Raw genomic sequence first — 19,948 nt, forward strand, 5'->3', positions numbered from 1 at the left:
ACGAATGCGCGCTGCACTGTGGTTGATCGGTTTGTTCGGCATGGCCGTTGCGGCCGCCTTGTTCGCGGGCTCCAACCAGGGCACGGTGACCCTGTTCTGGGCGCCCTACCGGCTGGACCTGTCCCTGAACCTGGCCATTGCCATCATCGTGCTGGCCTTCGTGCTGCTGTATGCCGCGCTGCGCGCCCTGGCCGCGCTGCTGCAGATGCCGCACCAGGCACGGCGCTGGCGCAGCCAGCAAAAAGAGCGCGCCATGCACCACAGCCTGCTGGAAGCCCTGTCGCACCAGCAGGCCGGCCGCTTCCTGCGCGCACGCAAGTCGGCACTGGCCGCCCTGGCGATGGAGGAATCCCTGGCCGAGGCCCATGCCGCCGTGCCGCACGGCACGCGGCTGCGTGCGGCCGCCCACATGGTGGCCGCCGATGCCTCCCACGCCCTGCAGGACAGCCCGCAGCGCGACCACCACTGGCGCGAAGTCCTGGCCAATGCACCGGCGCAGGGCAATGCCCAGGAGCAGGAAATGCGCGAAGGCGCCCAGATGCGCGCCGCGCGCTGGGCCCTGGACGACCGCGACGCAGCTGACGCGCTGCGTCGCCTGGCCGAACTGCCCCAGGGCGCGGCACGCCGCACGATCGCGCTGCGCATCCGCCTGAAGGCCTCGCGCCTGGCCGGCCAGACATCGACGGCGCTGGACACGGCCCGCCTGCTGGCCAAGCACCGCGCCTTCTCGCCAGCGGCTGCCGCCAGCGTGGTGCGCGGCCTGGTGCTGGAGAGCATCAACGAGGCACGCGACACCACGCAGCTGCAGCACTTCTGGCTGTCGCTGGACGGTGAGGAACGTGCCATGCCCGAGATCGCGCTGCCGGCCGCATCGCGCCTCATGGCCCTGGGCGGCGAGGCCGCGCAGGCCCGCGCCTGGCTGCTGCCCGTGTGGGAACGCCTGCTGTCCCATGCCGGCCCGCGCAGCGAATCGCATCTGCCGCGCCTGGTCCAGGTGCTGGAGCCCTGCCTGGACGGCCTGGACGGCACCTGGCTGGCACGCATCGAGGCGGCCACCAACAGCCATCCGCGCGAACCCCGCCTGCAATACCTGGCCGGCATGGCCTGCGTGCAGCGCCAGCTCTGGGGCAAGGCCCAGCAACTGCTGCTGCGCGCTGCGCCCCATCTGCAGGAAAGCGCACTGCGCACCCGTGCCTGGCAGCGCCTGGCCCTGATGGCCGAGCACCGGGGCGATGCCGGCGCAGCCGCAGCCGCATGGAAGCAGGCGGCGCAGGCCGTGGTCATGCTGCCCGCCGATCCCGCCCGGCCCTGAACTCCTGCAGCCCGCGCGTAACGCGGGTGCTGCGGGTGCTGCGGGCACCACCGGTGCTGCGGCCTTCATCTTTTTTGAATTGAGCCGTCAATACCGCTGAACTCTTTTGGATTTGCCGCTTCCTACACTGCACGTTGTCCGCAGTGCACGAAGTTCTCGCAGAGCGCACCGCACCCTTTTTGCCATCCAGGGCCCCTTCACAGGGGCCCTGAACGGTTCCAAAGCCTGCCGCCATCCATGACAGAGTCCTCAGCCCGCGCCAACGCGCCAGCAAAATCCTCCTCCAGAGCCACGCGCTATACCGGCGTGGCCATGGCCGCCCACTGGGTGCTGGCACTGGGCCTGATCGCCGCCCTGGGCCTAGGCTGGTACATGACCGGCCTGCCGTTCTCCCCCTCGCGCCTGAAGCTGTACAACTGGCACAAGTGGCTGGGCGTCACGCTTTTGTCGCTGAGCCTGCTGCGCCTGCTCTGGCGCGTCACCCACCGCCCGCCCGAGCTGCCGCCCGCCGTGGCCCACGCCATGCCGCAATGGCAGCACTGGGCCCACAACGGCACCCACCACGCCATGTACCTGCTGTTCTTCGCCGTGCCCCTGCTGGGCTGGGCCTACAGCTCGGCGGCCGGCTTTCCCATCGTCTTCCTCGGCATGCTGCCCCTGCCTGACTTCGTGAGCGCCAGCCCCGAACTGGCGGAAACCCTCAAGCCCCTGCACGGCTGGGCGGCCTGGGCCCTGGTCGTGCTGATTGCCATGCATGTGGGCGCCGCCCTCAAGCACCAGTTCATCGACCGCGACGGCCTGATCTCCCGCATGCTGCCGGGCCGCGCCTGAACCTTTCGCCAACCTCTCGCCAGCCAGGGCCGGTGTCCATCCGGCCCCAGCCACCCCCTGACCGGACCTTCCCGACCCCTAGGAGTCTCGCCATGCGCTTTTCCTCCACGCTGACCACCATCGCCCTGGCCGCTGCGGCCCTGGCTTCCCAAGCGGCACTGGCCGAGCAAAAGCTCGTGCCCGCCCAGAGCGCCGTGAACTTCACGGCCAAGCAGATGGGCGTGCCCCTGCAGGGCCACTTCAAGAAGTTCGATGCCCAGGTCCAGTTCGACACGGCCAAGCCCGACACCAGCAAGATCCGCTTCACCGTGGACACCGGCAGCGCCACCATGGGCGCCAAGGAAACCGACGCCGAACTGCCCAAGGCGGATTGGTTCAACGTCGCCAAATTCCCGCAGGCCGTGTTCGACTCCACCGCCGTCAAGGCGCTGGGCGGCGGCAAGTACCAGGTGGACGGCAAGCTCAGCATCAAGGGCCAGGTCCAGAACGTGAGCATTCCCGTGCAACTGGCCCAGTCCGGCACCACGACCACGGCCACCGGCACGCTGCCGCTCAAGCGCCTGCAATTCAAGATCGGCGAAGGCGAATGGGGCGATACCTCCATGGTGGCCGACGAGGTGCAGGTGCAGTTCAAGCTCGCACTGACCGGCGTGGGCAAGCTGTAAGCCGCGTCCCTGCCCAAGATCGGCCATTTTCTTTCCCGTTTCGTGCAACCCCAACCTAGGAGTTCTTTCATGCGCACTTCCGTGTTTGCCCTGGCCATTGCCGGCCTGTTCGCCACCGCTGTCCAGGCTGCTCCCGCAACCTACGCCATCGACCCGACGCACACCTTCGCCACGTTCGAGATCGACCACAACGGCGCCTCGACCAACCGCGTGCGCTTCGACAAGAAGAGCGGCACCGTGGAATTCGACCGTGACGCCAAGGCCGGCAAGGTCGAAGTCGTGCTGGAAATGGAATCGCTGAGCTCGGGCACCGCCGCCTTCGACAAGCACCTCAAGAGCGCCGACATCTTCAACGTGGCCAAGTTCCCCCAGGCCAAGTTCGTCTCCGACAAGTTCGTCTTCGACGGCGACAAGCTCAAGGAAGTCACCGGCCACCTGACCATCCTGGACAAGACCCAGCCCGTGACCATCAAGGCCAACAAGTTCACCTGCTACCCCAACGCCATGCTGCAAAAGCGTGAGACCTGCGGCGGCGACTTCGAAGCCGTGATCGACCGCACCGCCTTCGGCGTGAACTACGGCGTGGACTATGGCTTCCCCAAGCAAGTGCGCCTGGTGATGTCCATCGAAGCGGTCAAGCAGCAGTAAACCCGCATTCGCCGCAGTGCCTTTCAGGGCGCTGCCGCCCAAAGCCCGTGATCCGCAAGCCGGTCACGGGCTTTTTTTTGCCTTTCCTGAATTCCCGGAAAAGACCTTGCCAATGCCCTCCATTCGCACCTGATCCACAGAGGCACAGCGAGCACATTGGCGGCCTTTGCAAATGCATCAAATTGATAGCGATTTCACGGTCATTGAGAAGTCGCAGCATAACGATTCCTCGATATCGATAGATACAAATAGACATACTCCAAAAAACTTACTTTAAATTTCATTTTCCGATCACTCCCTGGCATTCACCCATGAAGCAGATCTCCATTGCCCCCGCCGTTGTCGCCGCCATTGCCGCCCATTCATTCCCAATGGCCGCCAATGCCCAGAGCATCACGGTCGCTCCGGCTGCCGCCGTCGCGGCAACCGCGATTCCGGTGGACAACCCTTGGAGTCTGTTGGCCCTTGCCATAGGCTTGGCCATGGCCGCTTGGCTGGTGCTGCGCAACCGGCAGCACCGGGCGCTCTTCATGGCGCTGTGCACCAGCGCCATCGTGTGCGCCACGCTGTGGCACAGCCCCGATCTGCGTGCCCAATTGACGGGCAGCTTTACCAACCCGGCGGGTGAGACACGGCCATTGCTCGTTGCGCAAATTGTCAATGGCGGCAATATCAATGGATTTTCTGCAGAAGATTTCACCAATGATTCCGGTGTGGCACTCAAAATCACCGCCATTCAGCCACCGAATTTGAATCAGTGTTTTCCCTCGGGCTTCACCCATCTCATGCCACCAGGGGCACCGCCCGCATCGCCCCCGCCTCTTTGCGCCGTGGGCAACACCATTGCGCCCAATGGCACATGCCGGGTGAATGTGGAAACCATTTGCCGCGCCGAGGCGGCCCAGGCCACGGCTGGCGCCAGCCCCACCACGCTCAGCGTTCCCGGCGCGGGCCTGTCATTTGCCGCAGGCAGCACCGGCACGGTGAACGTCAGCAACAGCGGCGGCTCGGCAGCGCTCAATGTGCAGGCCACCATTCCCGCAGGCAGCGGCATCACCATCTCCTCCAACAGCTGCGCGGCAACGCTGCCTGCGGGCTCCAGCTGCGCCATCACCCTGACGGCACCCGCGGCGGAAGGCCCGACCACGGTCAGCATTGCCGGCAGCAACGCCGCTGCCACCACCACCCCGGTCACCGTGACAGGTGGCCCGGCCCCGACCACCACACTGAGCATTCCCGCCACGCCGCTGTCGTTTGCGGCGGGCAGCACGGGATCGGTGACCATCACCAACAGCGGCGGCGCAAATGCGCTCAATGTGCAGGCCAGCATTCCTGCGGGCAGTGGCATCACGGTGTCCAACACCACCTGCCCTGCCGCCCTGGCACCCTCTGCCAACTGCACGATCACGTTGACCGCCCCCTCGGCGGAAGGCCCGACCGCCATCGGCTTCGGCGGCAGCAATACGGCGTCCACTTCCGTGCCGGTCACGGTGTCGGCAACCGGCACGCCCACGACGCTGAACATTCCTGCGACGTCCGTGTCCTTCGGAGCGGGCGGCGCCGGCTCGGTGAGCATCACCAACAGCGGCAGCGCACCTGCGCTCAATGTGCAGGCCAGCATTCCGGGGGGCAGTGGCATCACGGTGTCCAACACCACCTGCCCCGCCCTCCTGGCTCCCTCGGCCAGCTGCACGATCACGCTGACAGCCCCCTCGGCGGAAGGCCCGACCTCCATCGGCTTCGGCGGCAGCAACACGGCTTCCACGCCCGTGCCCGTCACGGTGACGACTGCCGTCCTGCCCGCGACGCTGACCATTCCCTCGGCGTCCCTGTCCTTCGGAGCGAACGGTGCTGGCTCGGTGACCATCACCAACAGCGGCAGCGCACCTGCGTTCAATGTGCAGGCCAGCATTCCGGCGGGCAGCGGCATCACAGTGTCCAACACCACCTGCGCCGCCATCCTGGCTCCCTCGGCCAATTGCACGATCACGTTGACTGCCCCTTCGGCCGAGGGCCCGACCAACATCGGCTTCGGCGGCAGCAATGCGCCCGCCGCTACCGCACAGGTCACGGTCACCGCACCCGTCGCGCCAACCGCGCCTACCGTTCCCCCGGCACCCGTGCTGCTCGGCGCCTACGGCGCAGGCTCGGTGACCATCACCAACAACGGAACGGCGCCTGCGTTCAATCTGCGGGCCATCATTCCGGTCGGCAGCGGTATCACGGTGGCCTCCTCCACCTGCCCGGCGTCACTGCCGGTGGGCGCAAGCTGCACCATCACACTGACGGCGGCAGGACCGGAAGGCCCCACGAACATCGGCGTTGGCGGCAGCAACACGCCGGCCACGACGGTGCCCGTCACGGTGACGACCCCTGTCACGCCGACTACGCTGAACATTCCCACTGCCCCCGTGTCCTTCGGCACCGGCGGCGCAGGCTCGGTGACCATCAACAATAGCGGAAGCGCACCCGCGTTCAACGTACAGGCCACCATTCCGGCCGGCAGCGGCATCACGGTGTCCAACTCCACCTGCGCCGCCATCCTGGCCCCCGCTGCCAGCTGCACGATCACGCTGACGGCCGCTGCGGCCGAAGGCCCGACCGACATCGGCTTCGGCGGCAGCAACACGCCGGCCACGACCGTGCCGATCACGGTGACAGCCCCCGTCGTGCCCACCACGCTGAACATTCCCACGACACCCCTGTCGTTCGGCACCGGCGGTGCAGGTTCGGTGACCATCACCAACAGCGGAAGCGCACCCGCGTTCAACGTACAGGCGACCATCCCGGCCGGCAGCGGCATCACGGTGTCCACCACCACCTGCCCCGCCATCCTGGCCCCCGCTGCCAGCTGCACGATCACGCTGACGGCCGCTGCGGCCGAAGGGCCGACCGCCATCAGCTTCGGCGGCACCAACACACCGGCGACGACGGTGCCGGTCACGGTGACAGCCCCCGTCGCGCCGACCACGCTGGACATTCCCGCCGCACCCGTGTCGTTTGGCACCAGCGGAGCGGGCACGGTGACCATCACCAACAACGGGCCCGCACCGGCGTTCAACGTGCAAGCCACCATTCCGGTCGGCAGCGGCATCACGGTGGCGTCCAGCACCTGCCCCATCTCCCTGGCCCCCGGGGCCGACTGCACGATCACGCTGACGGCTGCGGCCGCAGAAGGCCCGACCGCGGTCATCTTTGGCGGCAGCAATACGCCCACCACGACCGTGCAGGTCACGGTGACGGTGCCCGTTCCCACGGCCACGCTTTCGATACCCAGCGCTCCGCTGTCGTTCGCTGCGGGCGGCTCGACAACGGTCCTCATCAGCAACACCGGCGCTTCTGCAGCCTTCAACGTGACCGCCACGGCGCCGGCCGGTAGCGGAATCACCGTGCAGTCGAACACGTGCGGTGCCGCACTCGCCTCTTTGGCCAGCTGCGGCATCACCCTGACTGCGGCCGCCGCCGAAGGCCCCACGGCCATCAGCTTCGGCGGCAGCAATACGCTGGCCACGACCGTGCCGGTCACGGTGACGGCGCCCGTCACGCCGACCACGCTGGGCATGTCCACCACGCCCGTGTCGTTCAACACAGGGACAACGGGCTCGGTGACCATCACCAACAACGGTGGGGCCCCTGCGCTCGACGTTCAGGCCACGATTCCAGCAGGCAGCGGCATCACGGTGTCGGCCAACACCTGTGGTTCATCGCTGGCAGCGGGGGCCAATTGCACGATCACGCTGACTGGAGCCACGCCGGAAGGTCCGACGGCCATCAGCTTCGCTGGCAGCAACACCACGGCAACGTCAGTGCAGTTCACCGTGACGGCGCCCAGCACCACGACCACGCTGGGAATCTCCGCATCGACCCTGACGATTGCTACTGGCGGCACGGGCTTCGTGACCATCACCAACACGGGATCGAATGCCGCCGCCAATATCGGCGCCACCATCCCCGGCGGCAGTGGGCTGTCCGTTTCCGGCAACACCTGCGGGCTGTCGCTGCCGGCCGGGGGGACTTGCACGGTGACCTTCACCGCAGGTTCGGACGAGGGGCCGACCAATGTCACCATCCAGGGCAGCAACACCGACACCGCAGCCTTGTCGATCACGGTCTCGGGTTCCATCGACATTGGCGCCTACCACCTCGATGGCAGCTGTGGTGTGCTTGGCGTCCTTGGCCCCGGCTTCACCCTCACGGCAGGCTCTGCGCCGCTTCCCGTCGGCACCACGGTGACCATCATCGGTTCGGGAGTTGCCAACATCGGTGTGTTCAGTGTGACGGGAGGCACAGCCAACGTGTCGGTACTTTCCGCAACCTCCCGCCAGGTCACCCTGACCTCGGCACTGCCGGCAGGGGCCACGATCGCGTTCAGAACCACGCTGTCCATCAGCGTCGCCTTCACGCTGAATGGCTCGACGACGCTGCCCAACGGCTATGCGGGCACAGGCGGGAAGCCCGCTGGCAGCGTGAGTTCCACGCTCATTCTCTGCAGCGCCACCTGATTGCAGGCGCTGCGGCAACACCCGGAAACCTCAGCGTCGGCAAGGCGGGGCCTCGAAGGCCGCGCCTTTTTTCTGTCCATCCCGCACCACGCCTGCCAGCCTGCGCACCCCTTGCTCGATGGCCTGCGGCTGCAGGCTCGCATAACCCAGGACCAGCCCGGCGCAGGACTGGCGGCGATGGGCATCACCGGCCGCATAGAGCGGCGAGATGGGGCGAACGCCCACGCCACGCTCTCTCGCCAACCGCACCAGGGCAATCTCATCGCGCTGATGCACGGCAGGCACCCAGGCCACCACATGCAGGCCGGAGGCCGAGCCTTCGACCTGCACCGCGCCCGGCAAGTGCCGCTCCAGCGCCTGCAGCAATGCCGCCCGCCGGCCTTCGTTGCGACGGCGGGCAGCGCGCACATGGCGCTCGTAGCTGCCGTCCTCGATCAGCGCGGCCAGCACCAGCTGGTCCAGGCGCGGCGCATGCCGGTCGGCCAGCCGCCGGGCTTCCCGGAAAACGGGCACCAGGGACGGCGGCAGCACCAGGTAGCCCATGCGCATCTGCGGCGATAAGGCCTTGGAGAAAGTGCCGACATGGATGACGCAACCCACCTCGTCAATGGACTGCAGGGCGTCGATGGGGCGCAGCCCGTAGCGGAATTCGCCGTCATAGTCGTCTTCCAGAATCCAGGCACCCGTGGCGCGCGCCCAGGCCAGCAGTTGCTGCCTGCGGCCTATGGGCAGCACGCCGCCCAGCGGAAACTGATGCGAGGGCGTGACATAGGCCAGCCGCGCCTGGCGCCCGGCCAGCGCCGAGGTATCCAGGCCCTGTTCATCGACGGCCATTTCCTGCAGGCATGCGCCCTGGGCCTCAAACACGCGGCGCGCCATCAGGTAGCAGGGCTCTTCCATCAGCACGGTCTCGCCCGGATCGACCAGCACGCGCGCGCACAGGTCGATGGCCTGCTGCGAGCCCTGCACCACCACGATCTGATCGGCCGAACAGACAAGCCCCCGCGCCCTGCGCAGATAGCCTTGCAGCGCCATGCGCAGCGCCGGCTCGCCTTCGGGCGCGTCGTAGGACAGGGAAGACTGGCGCTGCACGATGGCGCGGTTGTAGGCGCGCCGCCATGCCAGCGTGGGAAAGTCGTCAAAGGCCAGGGCGCCGTAGAGAAAGTCGATCGGGGCTGGCCCACCATCGCCTGCTGCCGGCGGCAGGGCTGACGCCAGCGCATCCACCCGCTGCCCATAGGAAGACAGCCGCGGACTGCCGTGCTGCTGGGCCGCTGACGGCATGCTGCGCGCACGGCTGCGCTGCGCCGCGCCAGCCGCCACGCGCGCCCTGCTGCCTGGAGCGGTCTCCAGATAGCCTTCGGCCGCAAGCTGCTCGTAGGCGGCCGTGACGGTGGTGCGCGACACGCCCAGGTCCAGCGCCAGGGCGCGGGTGGAGGGTAGGCGTGCGCCCACGGCCAAGCTGCCGTCGGCCACCTGTGATTTCAGCCATTCGTGGAGGGTGCGGGCGCCGGGCGCTGCACCGGCATGGCGGGTGAGAGCGGATTTCAACTGGTCTGCCAAAAAATCACGAAACTGGATTTTTCATTGTGCCAGGGATGGTGGATAGTCCGCTTTCCCCCGATGCCGGCACACCAGCCCAGGAAGCGCCCATGTACACGCCCGCCCATTTCTCCCTCACCGATTCCGACAGCCTGCACGGCCTGATCCGCAGCCACCCCCTGGGCACGCTCGTCACCCAGGCCAACGGCGTGCTGGACGCCAACCACCTGCCGTTCCTGCTGGATGCGGACCCAGGGGAGATGGGCACGCTGAGCGCCCATGTGGCCCGCGCCAATCCCATCTGGCAGCAGTGCCGCGACGGCGCCGAGGTGCTGGTCGTCTTCCGTGGAGCCGAAGGCTATATCTCGCCCAGCTGGTATCCAAGCAAGCACGAGACGCACCGCCTGGTGCCCACCTGGAACTACGAGGCTGTGCATGTGCACGGGCAAATCAGCATCCATGACGACGAGAAATTCGTGCGCGGGCTGGTCGGGCGGCTCACGCGGGTCCATGAGGCATCGCAGGCCCAGCCCTGGAAGATGTCCGACTCGCCGCGTGAATTCATCGACGGCATGCTGCAGGCCATCGTCGGCCTGCAGATCCGCATCACCCGCCTGGAGGGCAAGGCCAAGCTCAGCCAGAACCGGCAGGCCCGGGACCTGGACGGCGCCATCGGCGCGCTGCGCGAGCGCGGACAGGAGCCGCTGGCCAGCGCCATGGATGCGGCGCCGCGCCTCTAGCGCCTGCCATCCTCACACAGATTGCCAACCGCCGATGTACACATCCACCTTCACCTTCGCGCCGGGCGAATACGACGCGCCATTCCATGTCCTTGACGGCCGGATCGCCGAGATCGCCCGCGCCATCCCCGGCTACCTGGGCGAAGAGGCCTGGGAGAACCCCGCCACAGGCCTGGTCTCCAACGTCTACTACTGGCAGACCTGGGAGGCGCTGCAGCAACTGATGCGCCACCCTGCGCACCTCGAAGCCAAGCAGCAGCAGGCGCGCTGGCTCAAGGGCTACCAGGTGGTGATCGCCCAAGTGGTGGGCAGCTACGGCGATGGCGGGATAGCGCACCCGCTGGCCACCGCTGCGCAAGGCACTGCGCACCCGGCTCGCTGACCGGACCCGCTTTTGGCCCGATGATGGCGGCCATGCGATGGCGTTTTGATCCTGTTTCCCTGGCGTGGGCGGTGGCCCTGTTTGTCTTGCTCGTGCTGCTGGCCACCGTCGGCGCGCGCTGGGGCTGGGTGCGCAGCTTCTTCGGCGACGTGTTGGCCGTGGCCTGGGTCTATGCCGTGTTCAAGACCGTGATCGCCGCGCGCGTGCTGACGCTGGCGTCGGCCGCGCTGTGCGTGGGCCTGCTGGTGGAGCTGGGCCAGTTCCTGGCATCGACCTTCCAGTTGCACATTCCCAACCGCGCTTTGCGCATCGTGCTGGGCAGCACGGCCGACTGGTGGGATGTGCTGGCCTATGTGATGGGTTTTGCAGCCGTGCTGGCGGTGGAGGCTGCGTTCCGTGGCCGCAGGCGCCCCGTCTTCACGGCATAAACCCGCAGCGGTCCGCTACGGCTCTGGAACAAGCTCCTCGACAACGGATTCGCAGTGGATTTTCAGCCGCCCATAGTGGGACAGCTGCAAGAACAGATGCTGCGCCCTTGCTGACGAAGGCCTCTTCGTATCCCGCTGCAGCACTTCGCAGCGGTCCAGGCAGTCATCCATCTCTGCGGCTGCGTCGCGCTGGACGTCGGCAAAGTACGCCTGCACGGTAGGAAAGTTGAAGATCCGTTCAAAGCGGATGGCTACCCTGGCCTGCGGCCTGTCGAACACGGCATAGAGAAAGAAGCACAGTTCCACGCTCCGGGCCGCCACATCCAGGCGCACCTGCTCCAGCAATCCATCGTGGTACTGGTACTGCAATCGATGGCTCCGCGCCGGATCAGGCCCGTACAGCGCAACCGCCGGCCTTTAGCACCCGCTTCGTCGAGGCCGGATACCGCTCCAGCTTGTCCGCCGGCCGGCGCGGCCTGGCCACCAGCTCGCCACCGCAGTTGGGGCAGGCGCCGTGCAGCACATGATCCGCACAGCCGGCACAGAACGTGCACTCGAAGGTGCAGATGCGAGCCTCGGCAGACTCTGGCGGCAGGTCCTTGTCGCAGCATTCGCAGTTGGGTCGAAGCTCAAGCATCGGTGCACTCCGGGTGGGGTCCATGAAGACTGGGCATCCTAGTGGATGTGCTCTGCCGAGGAGCGATCCTCGCGCTCCATCTGCAGCGTCGTATGGTGCAGGTCGAAGCCGGCCTGCAGCCTGTCCTCGATATCGCGGCGCACCTGCTCGCCGTCCGCGCCGAGCAGCAGCACCACGTGGCCGGTCAGCATGGGCTTGCTCTGCGTGACCGCCCACAGGTGGACATCGTGGATCGCTGCCACGCCCGCCGTGCCCGAAATCGTCTCGCGCACCGCCTGCAGGCTCATCCCCGAGGGCACGCCTTCCAGCAGGATGTTGATGCACTCGCGCAGCAGGGTCCAGGTCCGCGGAAACACCATGAAGCCGATGCCCACGGCCACCGCCGAGTCGATCCACCGCCAGCCCGTCAGCCAGATCAGCGCGGCACCGGCGAGCACGCCGACCGAACCCAGCATGTCCGCCCATACCTCCAGGTACGCGCCCTTCACGTTCAGGCTCTCGTCCTTGCCACCCGACAGCAGGCGCATGGAGAGCAGGTTGATCACCAGGCCCACGGCCGCCACCGCCATCATGCCCAGGGACTGGATTTCTGCAGGTGCCGACAGCCGGCGGTAGGCCTCATACAGGATGTAGAAGGCCACGCCCAGCAGCACCAGCGCATTGATGGCGGCAGCCAGGATCTCGAAGCGCGCATAGCCGTAGGTGCGCAGCAGGTCGGCTGCCTTGCGGCCGGCGCGTATGGCCACCAGGGCCAGCAGCAGCGCCATCGCGTCGGTCAGCATGTGCATGGCGTCGGAGATCAGGGCCAGGCTGCCCGTGACCATGCCGCCGATGATTTCCACCACCATGAAGGTGCCGGTCAATCCGAAGGCAAACCAGAGGCGGGATTCCGGCAGGGCACGCACGTCGCCGTGCTGATGGCTGTCGCTCATGAGATTCCTTGACTTGAAAACGGTTGTGAACAGAGGGCCGCTGCATCGATGGCGTCCATGGCAGGCAGGGGCACGGACCTCCATGAGAAAGCGTGAAGTGACTTGAAGGTCAAGTGCTGCCGACAACTGGCACCGCAGGTGGCCCAAACACCGCAGCGCGCATATCCCTGCAATCCATCGCAACATTTCATTTAGGTAAATTGATTACGAATAGTAGAATCACATCATCCACCAAGGAGACATTCGATGAACACAAGCGCCCGTCCCGACCTGTCCACACTGCCACCGCCCGCCGCCGTGCAGCAGCTGCACCACTACGCCTACAAGGCCCGCGATGCCGAGGAGACCCGCCACTTCTACGAGGACATCCTGGGCCTGCCGCTCTACCACATCATCCAGAGCGACTACGTGCCCAGCACGGGCGAGTACTGCCCCTACACGCACTTCTTCTTCCGCCTGAAGGATGGTTCGTTCATCGCCTTCTTCGACATCGGCGATGACGAAAAGGCCCTGCCCTCGCCCAACACGCCGCTGTGGATCAACCACATCGCCTTCCGCGTGGACACCGTCGAGGAACTGGAGAACACCAAGGCCCGCCTGGTGGCGCATGGCATCGAGGTGCTGGGCGTGACCGACCACCACATCTTCAAGAGCATCTATTTCTTCGATCCCAACGGCATCCGCCTGGAGCTGTCGGCCCAGCTGGCCGACGAAGTGCAGATGGCGCGCGAAAGCACCACCGCCCACGCCCGCCTGAACGAGTGGACGGCACGCAAGGAGCAATGGCGCAAGGAACGCGCCGAAGGCAAGGCCGCCCAGCCGCTCAAGCCCCAGAGCAACGACCGGCCCGAGTTCGTGCCCGATGCAGCCTAGAGCGTGTTGTGCACTTTAAAGTGCACAACACGCTCTCAATAAAACCCGGCGAACAGGCAGGCGGACGGGGTCGGTAGAATCCCCGTCAAACCGTCATCCATTTCGCATATGCAGACGGCATCCCTTCAACGGATGCCGTTTTCATTTGCCAAACGCCATTCGCACAATTCCCCGCAAGCAAGCCATGAGCGACACCATTGCCCAGCCAGGCCTCGACAGCCTGTCCAAATCGTTTGAACCCGCCGCCATCGAGGCCCAATGGGGCCCTGAATGGGAAAAGCGCGGCTACGGCGCAGCCGGCGTGCGCGGCACGGGCCAGGCAGATGCATCCCAGCCATCGTTCTCCGTCCAGCTGCCGCCGCCCAATGTGACAGGCACGCTGCACATGGGCCATGCGTTCAACCAGACCATCATGGACAGCCTCACGCGCTACCACCGCATGAAGGGCCACAACACGGTCTGGGTTCCCGGCACCGACCACGCGGGCATCGCCACCCAGATCGTGGTGGAGCGCCAGCTGCAGGAGCAGGGCATCGCCAGCCGCCACGACATGGGCGCGACGCCTCCCGAGGCGCGCAAGAACTTCGTGAGCAAGGTCTGGGAGTGGAAGAACCAGAGCGGCAACACCATTACCGGCCAGATGCGCCGCATGGGCGACAGCGTGGACTGGAGCCGCGAGTACTTCACCATGGACGACAAGCTGTCGTCAATCGTCAACGAGACCTTCGTGCGCCTGTACCAGCAGGGCCTGATCTACCGCGGCAAGCGCCTGGTGAACTGGGACCCCAAGCTGATGTCCGCCGTCTCCGACCTCGAGGTCGAGAACGAGGAGAAGGACGGCTCGCTGTGGCACATCGCCTACCCGCTGGCCGACGGCTCGGGCCAGCTCGTGGTGGCCACCACGCGCCCGGAAACCATGCTGGGCGACGCAGCCCTGATGGTCCACCCCGAGGACGAGCGCTACCAGGCGCTGATCGGCAAGACCGTGATCCTGCCCCTGGTGGGCCGCGAGATCCCCATCATTGCCGACGACTACGTGGACCGCGAGTTCGGCACGGGCGTGGTCAAGGTCACGCCTGCGCATGACAACAACGACTACGCCGTGGGCCAGCGCCACGGCCTGCCGATGATCTGCGTGCTGACGCTCACGGCCACCATCAACGACGAGGCGCCCGAGAAGTACCGCGGCATGGACCGCTTCGTGGCGCGCAAGGCCATCGTGGCCGACCTGGACGCGGCCGGCCTGCTGGTCGAGACCAAGAAGCACAAGCTCATGGTGCCCATCTGCACGCGCACGGGCCAGGTGATCGAGCCCATGCTGACCGACCAGTGGTTCGTGGCCATGAACAAGGTGGGCGAAGGCGATGCCACGGGCAAGTCCATCGCGCAGAAGGCCATCGATGCCGTCTCCAGCGGCCAGGTGCAGTTCGTGCCCGAGAACTGGGTCAACACCTACAACCAGTGGATGAACAACATCCAGGACTGGTGCATCTCGCGCCAGCTGTGGTGGGGCCACCAGATTCCCGCCTGGTACGACGAGGACGGCAAGGTCTACGTGGCCCGCACCGAGGAAGAAGCCCGCGCCCAGGCCCCCGGCAAGACGCTCACGCGTGACGAGGACGTGCTGGACACCTGGTACTCCTCGGCCCTGGTGCCGTTCTCCACCATGGGCTGGCCGAACCAGACCGAGGCGGCCGACGATGACTACAACCTCTACCTGCCCAGCTCGGTGCTGGTCACGGGCTACGACATCATCTTCTTCTGGGTCGCCCGGATGATCATGATGACCACGCACTTCACGGGCCGCGTGCCCTTCCGCCATGTCTACATGCATGGCCTGGTGCGTGACGCCCAGGGCAAGAAGATGAGCAAGTCCGAGGGCAACGTGCTCGACCCCGTGGACCTGATCGACGGCATCGACCTGGACACCCTGCTGGACAAGCGCACGCAGGGCCTGCGCCGCCCCGAGACCGCGCCCCAGGTGCGCAAGAACACGCAAAAGGAATTCCCCGAGGGCATTCCCGCCTACGGCGCCGACGCGCTGCGCTTCACCTTCGCGGCCCTGGCCTCGCTGGGCCGCTCCATCAACTTCGACAGCAAGCGCTGCGAGGGCTACCGCAACTTCTGCAACAAGCTGTGGAACGCCAGCCGCTTCGTGCTGATGAACTGCGAAGGCCATGACTGCGGCCTGCTGCCCCACACCAAGGAGCAATGCCAGGCCGGCGGCGAGTTCGCGGGCTACATGCAGTTCAGCCAGCCCGACCGCTGGATCGCCTCGCAGCTGCAGAAGGTCGAGGCCGAAGTGGTCAAGGGCTTTGCCGAATTCCGCCTGGACAACGTGGCCAACGCGCTGTACGACTTCGTCTGGAACGAGTTCTGCGACTGGTACCTGGAAATCGCCAAGGTGCAGATCCAGACCGGCAGCGAGGCCCAGCAGCGCGCCACGCGCCGCACGCTGATCCGCACGCTGGAGGCCATCCTGCGCCTGGCCCACCCCATCATCCCGTTCGTGACCGAAGCCCTGTGGCAGAAGGTCGCCCCGGTCGCCGGCCTGCCCGGCGAGTCCGTGGCCGTGGCCCGCTACCCCGAGGCCCAGCCCGAGAAGATCGACGAGGCCGCCATCGCCTACGTGGGCCGCATCAAGCAGATGATCGACGCCTGCCGCACGCTGCGCGGCGAGATGGGCGTGTCGCCGGCCCAGCGCCTGCCGCTGCTGGCCGTAGCCAGTTCGGCCGATGAGTCGCAGTTCCTGCGCACCAATGCCGCCGTACTGCAAAACCTGGCCAAGCTCAGCGAGGTCAAGGTGTTCGACGACGAAGCCGCCTGGGCCGAGGCCGCCCAGGCCGCCCCGGTCTGCGTGGTGGGCGAGGCGCGCCTGGCGCTGTTCGTGGAGATCGACGTGGCCGCCGAAAAGGCCCGCCTGTCCAAGGAAGCCGCACGCCTGGAAGGCGAGATCACCAAGGCCAATGCCAAGCTGGGCAACGAGGCCTTCGTGGCCAAGGCGCCCCCGGCCGTCATCGACCAGGAAAAGAAGCGCGTGGCCGACTTCGGCGCCACGCTGATCCGCATCCAGGAACAACTCGCCCGCCTGGGTTGAAAGATCCGTTTATGAGCACCCAGACCCGTGTCCGCAAAGCCGTGTTTCCCGTTGCCGGGCTCGGCACGCGCTTTCTGCCCGCCACCAAGGCCTCTCCCAAGGAGATGCTGCCCGTGGTGGACAAGCCGCTGATCCAGTACGCCGTGGAAGAGGCCTACGAGGCCGGCATCCGCGACATGATCTTCGTCACCGGCCGCAGCAAGCGCGCCATCGAGGACCATTTCGACACCGCCTACGAGCTGGAAAACGAGCTGGAGAACGCCGGCAAGCAGGCCATGCTGGAGCTGGTGCGCAGCATCAGCCCCGCCGACATGAACTGCCTGTTCGTGCGCCAGCCGCGCTCCCTGGGCCTGGGCCATGCCGTGCTGTGCGCCGAGCCGCTGGTGGGCAACGAGCCCTTTGCCGTGCTGCTGGCCGACGACCTGATGGTGGGCGAGCCCGGCGGCCCCGGCGTGATGGCGCAGATGACATCGGCCTTCCACAAGCAGGGCCGCTCCCTGCTGGCCGTGCAGGAAGTGCCGCTGGAGCAGACCAAGCGCTATGGCATCGTGGCTGGCGAGCCGGCCGGCGGTTCGCTGATGCGCATCGAGAAGATCGTGGAAAAGCCTGCGCCCGAGAAGGCCCCCTCGCGCATGGGCGTGGCTGGCCGCTACGTGCTGACACCGGCCATCTTCGAGGAGATCCGCAACCAGCCCAAGGGCGTGGGCGGCGAGATCCAGCTGACGGACGCCATCGAACGCCTGATGGCCCATGAAGCCGTCTACGCCTTCCAGTACCAGGGCAAGCGCTACGACTGCGGCAGCAAGGAAGGCTTTTTGCAGGCCACGGTGGAACTGGCGCTGCAGCATGAGGATGTGGGCGCGAGCTTCCGCGAATACCTGCAGGGCCTGAGCATCTGAGGCCGGGCCTCAGAGCCGCCCCTGCCCCATGCAAAAGGCCTGCGAAAGCAGGCCTTTTTCTTTGGAGCGAACCGCGTGCAGCCGCTCAGCGCCGGCGCAGGATATGGATGAACTCCGCACCCACGGTCTGCTGCTCCACCAGTTCATTGCCGGTCTGCTTGGCAAAGGCCTGGAAGTCGCGCAGCGAGCCCGTGTCAGTGGCCACCACCTTGAGCAGCTGGCCGCTGTCCAGTTCGGCCAGCGCCTTCTTGGCCTTGAGAATGGGCAGCGGGCAGTTGAGCCCGCGCGTGTCGATTTCCTTGTGAATTTCCATCGGATGCACCTCTTGAGCCTGGGATTCTAGGCGGCATCGCGGCTGAGGCCGGCAGCAGTGTCTTGATCGGCGCGACTCGCTTCAGCCTCCTGGGCCTGCTCGGCACGCTTCCAGAAGTCACGGATCACAGGATCATGCCCCCGGCTGCGCAGCCACTTGGCCAGCGCCATGCCGGTGCCCGAAGGCCAGGCCTGCACCTTCTCAGGCTCCAGCAGGCGGTACTCGAGCAGCTCGGGCGACAGCCGCACCTGGCCGCTGGCGCGCACATGGAAGGCGATGATCACCTGGTTCATGCGCAGGAACTCATGCACGCTGATCAGCTCCAGCGACTCGGCCTGCAGGCCGGTTTCCTCCGCCACCTCGCGTGCCACGCCCTCCTCGGGCGACTCGCCGGCTTCCATGAAGCCCGTGATCAGGCCGAAGACCTTCTCGGGCCAGGCCGCATTGCGCGCCAGCAGCACCTTGCCGTCCAGCTCCACGATGGCGGCCAGCACCGGCGTGGGATTGTTCCAGTGCGTCCAGCCGCACTCGGGGCAGCGCAGGCGCGATACATCGCCGCCGTCCTCGGCCTGGATCACCCACTGCAGGGGCGTTGCGCAGTGCGTGCAATAGCGGGTTTCATAGTGCATGGGGCTGTTCCTGGTTTTTTGCTGTCCTGGCTCAATGCAAACAGGAAGGCCCGCCGGAAGGCGGGCCTGTCGCTGCGTCAGGCGGGGAAGACGCCCGTGGACAGATAGCGGTCGCCGCGGTCGCAGACCACGAAGACGATGGTGGCGTTGTTCTCGCGCTCGGCAATCTGCTGGGCCACCCAGCAGGCGCCCGCCGCAGAGATGCCGGCAAAGATGCCTTCCTCGCGCGCCAGGCGGCGCGCCATGTCCTCGGCATCGTCCTGGCCCACGAGCACGGTCTCGTCGATCAGCGAGGCGTCGTAGATCTTGGGCATGTATTCCTCGGGCCACTTGCGGATGCCGGGGATGCGCGAGCCTTCGGCCGGCTGGGCGCCCACGATGCGGATGGCCGGGTTCTTTTCCTTGAGGAACTTCGCCACGCCGGTGATCGTGCCCGTGGTGCCCATGGCGCTCACGAAATGCGTGATCTCGCCGCCGGTCTGCTCCCACAGCTCGGGGCCCGTGGTCTCGTAGTGGATGCGCGGATTGTCGGGGTTGCCGAACTGGTCGAGCACCACGCCCTTGCCCTGGGCCACCATCTGGTCGGCCAGGTCGCGCGCGTATTCCATGCCGCCACTCTTGGGCGTGAGGATCAGCTCGGCGCCATAGGCCTTCATCGTCTGGGCACGCTCGATGGACAGGTCCTCGGGCATGATCAGCACCATCCGGTAGCCCTTGATCGTGGCGGCCATGGCCAGCGCAATGCCGGTATTGCCCGAAGTCGCCTCGATCAGCGTGTCGCCGGGCTTGATGTCGCCGCGCTCTTCGGCGCGGCGGATCATCGACAGGGCCGGCCTGTCCTTGACCGAACCGGCCGGGTTGTTGCCTTCCAGCTTGCCCAGCACCACGTTGCCACGTTCCTGGCGAGACTGCGCACCGATGCGCTGCAATGCCACCAGGGGCGTGCGGCCGATGGCGTCTTCGATGGTCGGATAAATTTTCATAGCCTCACACTGTGCCATAATTCGCCCCTGCGCTAAGTAGCCCGGGTGGTGAAATTGGTAGACGCAGGGGACTCAAAATCCCCCGCCGCAAGGCGTGCCGGTTCGATTCCGGCCCCGGGCACCAGAGATTACGTAGCCGAAAAAGCAGTCACCTGCTTTTTCGGCTATTTCTTTTCCGGCCGCTGTCTTCACAGCGTCCGCACAAACCTCAAGCCCCTTTGCATCCAGCCGTGTTCAACGGCTGCACTGCATTTCAAGGCCTTCCAGCCTGCACCGATCCTGCGTCCTCATGCCTTGGGCGGGATGACGCCTGCGCGCTTTTCGCCGCACAGGGCCCAACCTGTGTACAACTTTGGCATCAACCGCCTCTCAAGGCCTGCCAGGCCTGGACCTTGGCCCATGCTGAAGCCTGCTTGAAGCAGCACCATCCCAGCCTGCAGGCAGGGCTGCAGCCCTGCGTCAAATTCAGCACCTTCCCTCTGAAAACCGCCACTTGCACCACCGTCATGCAGCCCTTGCCCAGCGCGGGCACCAG

The 19,948-nt window shown here is 66.4% G+C and carries 19 protein-coding genes and 1 tRNA gene; 12 read left to right on the forward strand and 8 right to left on the reverse strand.

Going from position 1 to position 19,948, the window contains the following annotated elements; genetic code table 11:
• The first annotated feature begins 4 nt into the window (after nucleotides 1-4).
• The 4 genes from INR38_RS15270 to INR38_RS15285 all read left to right on the forward strand — a co-directional run bounded on the left by INR38_RS15270 (nucleotide 5) and on the right by INR38_RS15285 (nucleotide 3,456).
• The gene (locus tag INR38_RS15270; protein ID WP_207442040.1) at nucleotides 5-1,312 is read left to right on the forward strand and encodes a heme biosynthesis HemY N-terminal domain-containing protein; all 1,308 of its coding nucleotides are present in this window, start codon (nucleotides 5-7) and stop codon (nucleotides 1,310-1,312) included.
• 237 nt (nucleotides 1,313-1,549) lie between these two features.
• Entirely contained in the window at nucleotides 1,550-2,143 is a 594-nt protein-coding gene (locus tag INR38_RS15275) for a cytochrome b (RefSeq protein ID WP_071954686.1), read from the forward strand.
• Between the two features lie 92 nt (nucleotides 2,144-2,235).
• Nucleotides 2,236-2,808, forward strand: coding sequence for a YceI family protein (locus tag INR38_RS15280; RefSeq protein WP_034391259.1), 573 nt, complete (start codon nucleotides 2,236-2,238; stop codon nucleotides 2,806-2,808).
• A gap of 69 nt (nucleotides 2,809-2,877) precedes the next feature.
• Nucleotides 2,878-3,456 (forward strand): YceI family protein, encoded by a 579-nt coding sequence (locus INR38_RS15285; RefSeq protein WP_012204149.1) that lies wholly within the window; start codon nucleotides 2,878-2,880, stop codon nucleotides 3,454-3,456.
• A gap of 362 nt (nucleotides 3,457-3,818) precedes the next feature.
• Here INR38_RS15285 and INR38_RS28715 read toward each other — a convergent pair whose 3' ends face one another.
• Nucleotides 3,819-4,238 carry a hypothetical protein gene (locus INR38_RS28715; RefSeq protein WP_242699079.1) on the reverse strand — a complete coding sequence of 140 codons (420 nt, stop codon included), beginning with the start codon at nucleotides 4,236-4,238 and terminating at the stop codon, nucleotides 3,819-3,821.
• 90 nt (nucleotides 4,239-4,328) lie between these two features.
• Between INR38_RS28715 and INR38_RS15290 the strand changes: the two genes are divergently transcribed.
• Nucleotides 4,329-7,958, forward strand: a complete 3,630-nt coding sequence (locus tag INR38_RS15290; protein WP_242699080.1) for a hypothetical protein — start codon at nucleotides 4,329-4,331, stop codon at nucleotides 7,956-7,958.
• A gap of 30 nt (nucleotides 7,959-7,988) precedes the next feature.
• Here the strand turns inward: INR38_RS15290 and INR38_RS15295 are convergent, their stop codons facing one another.
• The gene (locus INR38_RS15295; protein WP_242699081.1) at nucleotides 7,989-9,509 is read right to left on the reverse strand and encodes a PLP-dependent aminotransferase family protein; all 1,521 of its coding nucleotides are present in this window, start codon (nucleotides 9,507-9,509) and stop codon (nucleotides 7,989-7,991) included.
• Nucleotides 9,510-9,610: 101 nt separating this feature from the next.
• Here INR38_RS15295 and INR38_RS15300 point away from each other — a divergent pair, with 101 nt between their 5' ends.
• The 3 genes from INR38_RS15300 to INR38_RS15310 are packed head-to-tail and all read left to right on the forward strand — an operon-like array spanning nucleotide 9,611 to nucleotide 11,050.
• Nucleotides 9,611-10,240 carry an FMN-binding negative transcriptional regulator gene (locus INR38_RS15300; protein WP_207442036.1) on the forward strand — a complete coding sequence of 210 codons (630 nt, stop codon included), beginning with the start codon at nucleotides 9,611-9,613 and terminating at the stop codon, nucleotides 10,238-10,240.
• Between the two features lie 34 nt (nucleotides 10,241-10,274).
• A complete protein-coding gene (locus INR38_RS15305) occupies nucleotides 10,275-10,622 on the forward strand; it encodes an antibiotic biosynthesis monooxygenase (protein ID WP_207442035.1) in 348 nt (115 codons plus the stop codon).
• A gap of 20 nt (nucleotides 10,623-10,642) precedes the next feature.
• Nucleotides 10,643-11,050, forward strand: coding sequence for a DUF2809 domain-containing protein (locus INR38_RS15310; protein ID WP_207442034.1), 408 nt, complete (start codon nucleotides 10,643-10,645; stop codon nucleotides 11,048-11,050).
• A gap of 15 nt (nucleotides 11,051-11,065) precedes the next feature.
• On the opposite strand, the gene INR38_RS15315 is transcribed toward INR38_RS15310, so the two are convergent.
• The 3 genes from INR38_RS15315 to INR38_RS15325 are packed head-to-tail and all read right to left on the reverse strand — an operon-like array spanning nucleotide 11,066 to nucleotide 12,619.
• On the reverse strand, nucleotides 11,066-11,419 hold the full coding sequence (locus INR38_RS15315) for a hypothetical protein (protein WP_207442032.1): 354 nt from the start codon (nucleotides 11,417-11,419) through the stop codon (nucleotides 11,066-11,068).
• Between the two features lie 19 nt (nucleotides 11,420-11,438).
• Nucleotides 11,439-11,687 carry a DUF1272 domain-containing protein gene (locus INR38_RS15320; protein ID WP_012204142.1) on the reverse strand — a complete coding sequence of 83 codons (249 nt, stop codon included), beginning with the start codon at nucleotides 11,685-11,687 and terminating at the stop codon, nucleotides 11,439-11,441.
• Nucleotides 11,688-11,725: 38 nt separating this feature from the next.
• The gene (locus INR38_RS15325) at nucleotides 11,726-12,619 is read right to left on the reverse strand and encodes a cation diffusion facilitator family transporter (RefSeq protein ID WP_207442031.1); all 894 of its coding nucleotides are present in this window, start codon (nucleotides 12,617-12,619) and stop codon (nucleotides 11,726-11,728) included.
• A gap of 246 nt (nucleotides 12,620-12,865) precedes the next feature.
• Here INR38_RS15325 and INR38_RS15330 point away from each other — a divergent pair, with 246 nt between their 5' ends.
• The 3 genes from INR38_RS15330 to galU all read left to right on the forward strand — a co-directional run bounded on the left by INR38_RS15330 (nucleotide 12,866) and on the right by galU (nucleotide 17,488).
• Nucleotides 12,866-13,492, forward strand: coding sequence for a VOC family protein (locus tag INR38_RS15330; protein ID WP_034391240.1), 627 nt, complete (start codon nucleotides 12,866-12,868; stop codon nucleotides 13,490-13,492).
• A 184-nt stretch (nucleotides 13,493-13,676) separates the two neighbouring features.
• Nucleotides 13,677-16,589, forward strand: coding sequence for a valine--tRNA ligase (locus tag INR38_RS15335; RefSeq protein ID WP_207442030.1), 2,913 nt, complete (start codon nucleotides 13,677-13,679; stop codon nucleotides 16,587-16,589).
• Between the two features lie 11 nt (nucleotides 16,590-16,600).
• Complete coding sequence (galU, locus tag INR38_RS15340) at nucleotides 16,601-17,488, forward strand: UTP--glucose-1-phosphate uridylyltransferase GalU (RefSeq protein WP_063326888.1); 888 nt, start codon at nucleotides 16,601-16,603, stop codon at nucleotides 17,486-17,488.
• A gap of 85 nt (nucleotides 17,489-17,573) precedes the next feature.
• Here galU and INR38_RS15345 read toward each other — a convergent pair whose 3' ends face one another.
• From INR38_RS15345 to cysM, 3 genes are all read right to left on the reverse strand, one after another.
• A complete protein-coding gene (locus INR38_RS15345) occupies nucleotides 17,574-17,801 on the reverse strand; it encodes a sulfurtransferase TusA family protein (RefSeq protein ID WP_012204137.1) in 228 nt (75 codons plus the stop codon).
• Between the two features lie 26 nt (nucleotides 17,802-17,827).
• Nucleotides 17,828-18,430: an NUDIX hydrolase gene (locus INR38_RS15350; RefSeq protein ID WP_013803642.1), complete on the reverse strand. Its 603-nt coding sequence runs from the start codon at nucleotides 18,428-18,430 to the stop codon at nucleotides 17,828-17,830.
• A gap of 77 nt (nucleotides 18,431-18,507) precedes the next feature.
• Nucleotides 18,508-19,413: a cysteine synthase CysM gene (cysM, locus tag INR38_RS15355; RefSeq protein ID WP_017407070.1), complete on the reverse strand. Its 906-nt coding sequence runs from the start codon at nucleotides 19,411-19,413 to the stop codon at nucleotides 18,508-18,510.
• Between the two features lie 39 nt (nucleotides 19,414-19,452).
• Between cysM and INR38_RS15360 the strand changes: the two genes are divergently transcribed.
• Nucleotides 19,453-19,537, forward strand: a tRNA-Leu gene (locus INR38_RS15360).
• Nucleotides 19,538-19,948: the final 411 nt, after the last annotated feature.

Source organism: Delftia sp. SD018 (genome assembly GCF_017355445.1).
GTDB lineage: Bacteria > Pseudomonadota > Gammaproteobacteria > Burkholderiales > Burkholderiaceae_C > Comamonas > Comamonas acidovorans.

Excerpts from the sequence above, each read along its gene's own strand:
- INR38_RS15270 (WP_207442040.1), top strand. The coding sequence starts at position 5 with ATGCGCGCTGCACTGTGGTTGATCGGTTTGTTCGGCATGGCCGTTGCG.
- INR38_RS15275 (WP_071954686.1), top strand. The coding sequence starts at position 1,550 with ATGACAGAGTCCTCAGCCCGCGCCAACGCGCCAGCAAAATCCTCCTCC.
- INR38_RS15280 (WP_034391259.1), top strand. The coding sequence starts at position 2,236 with ATGCGCTTTTCCTCCACGCTGACCACCATCGCCCTGGCCGCTGCGGCC.
- INR38_RS15285 (WP_012204149.1), top strand. The coding sequence starts at position 2,878 with ATGCGCACTTCCGTGTTTGCCCTGGCCATTGCCGGCCTGTTCGCCACC.
- INR38_RS28715 (WP_242699079.1), bottom strand. The coding sequence starts at position 4,238 with ATGGGTGAAGCCCGAGGGAAAACACTGATTCAAATTCGGTGGCTGAAT.
- INR38_RS15300 (WP_207442036.1), top strand. The coding sequence starts at position 9,611 with ATGTACACGCCCGCCCATTTCTCCCTCACCGATTCCGACAGCCTGCAC.
- INR38_RS15305 (WP_207442035.1), top strand. The coding sequence starts at position 10,275 with ATGTACACATCCACCTTCACCTTCGCGCCGGGCGAATACGACGCGCCA.
- INR38_RS15310 (WP_207442034.1), top strand. The coding sequence starts at position 10,643 with ATGATGGCGGCCATGCGATGGCGTTTTGATCCTGTTTCCCTGGCGTGG.
- INR38_RS15320 (WP_012204142.1), bottom strand. The coding sequence starts at position 11,687 with ATGCTTGAGCTTCGACCCAACTGCGAATGCTGCGACAAGGACCTGCCG.
- INR38_RS15325 (WP_207442031.1), bottom strand. The coding sequence starts at position 12,619 with ATGAGCGACAGCCATCAGCACGGCGACGTGCGTGCCCTGCCGGAATCC.
- INR38_RS15330 (WP_034391240.1), top strand. The coding sequence starts at position 12,866 with ATGAACACAAGCGCCCGTCCCGACCTGTCCACACTGCCACCGCCCGCC.
- INR38_RS15335 (WP_207442030.1), top strand. The coding sequence starts at position 13,677 with ATGAGCGACACCATTGCCCAGCCAGGCCTCGACAGCCTGTCCAAATCG.
- galU (WP_063326888.1), top strand. The coding sequence starts at position 16,601 with ATGAGCACCCAGACCCGTGTCCGCAAAGCCGTGTTTCCCGTTGCCGGG.
- INR38_RS15345 (WP_012204137.1), bottom strand. The coding sequence starts at position 17,801 with ATGGAAATTCACAAGGAAATCGACACGCGCGGGCTCAACTGCCCGCTG.
- INR38_RS15350 (WP_013803642.1), bottom strand. The coding sequence starts at position 18,430 with ATGCACTATGAAACCCGCTATTGCACGCACTGCGCAACGCCCCTGCAG.
- cysM (WP_017407070.1), bottom strand. The coding sequence starts at position 19,413 with ATGAAAATTTATCCGACCATCGAAGACGCCATCGGCCGCACGCCCCTG.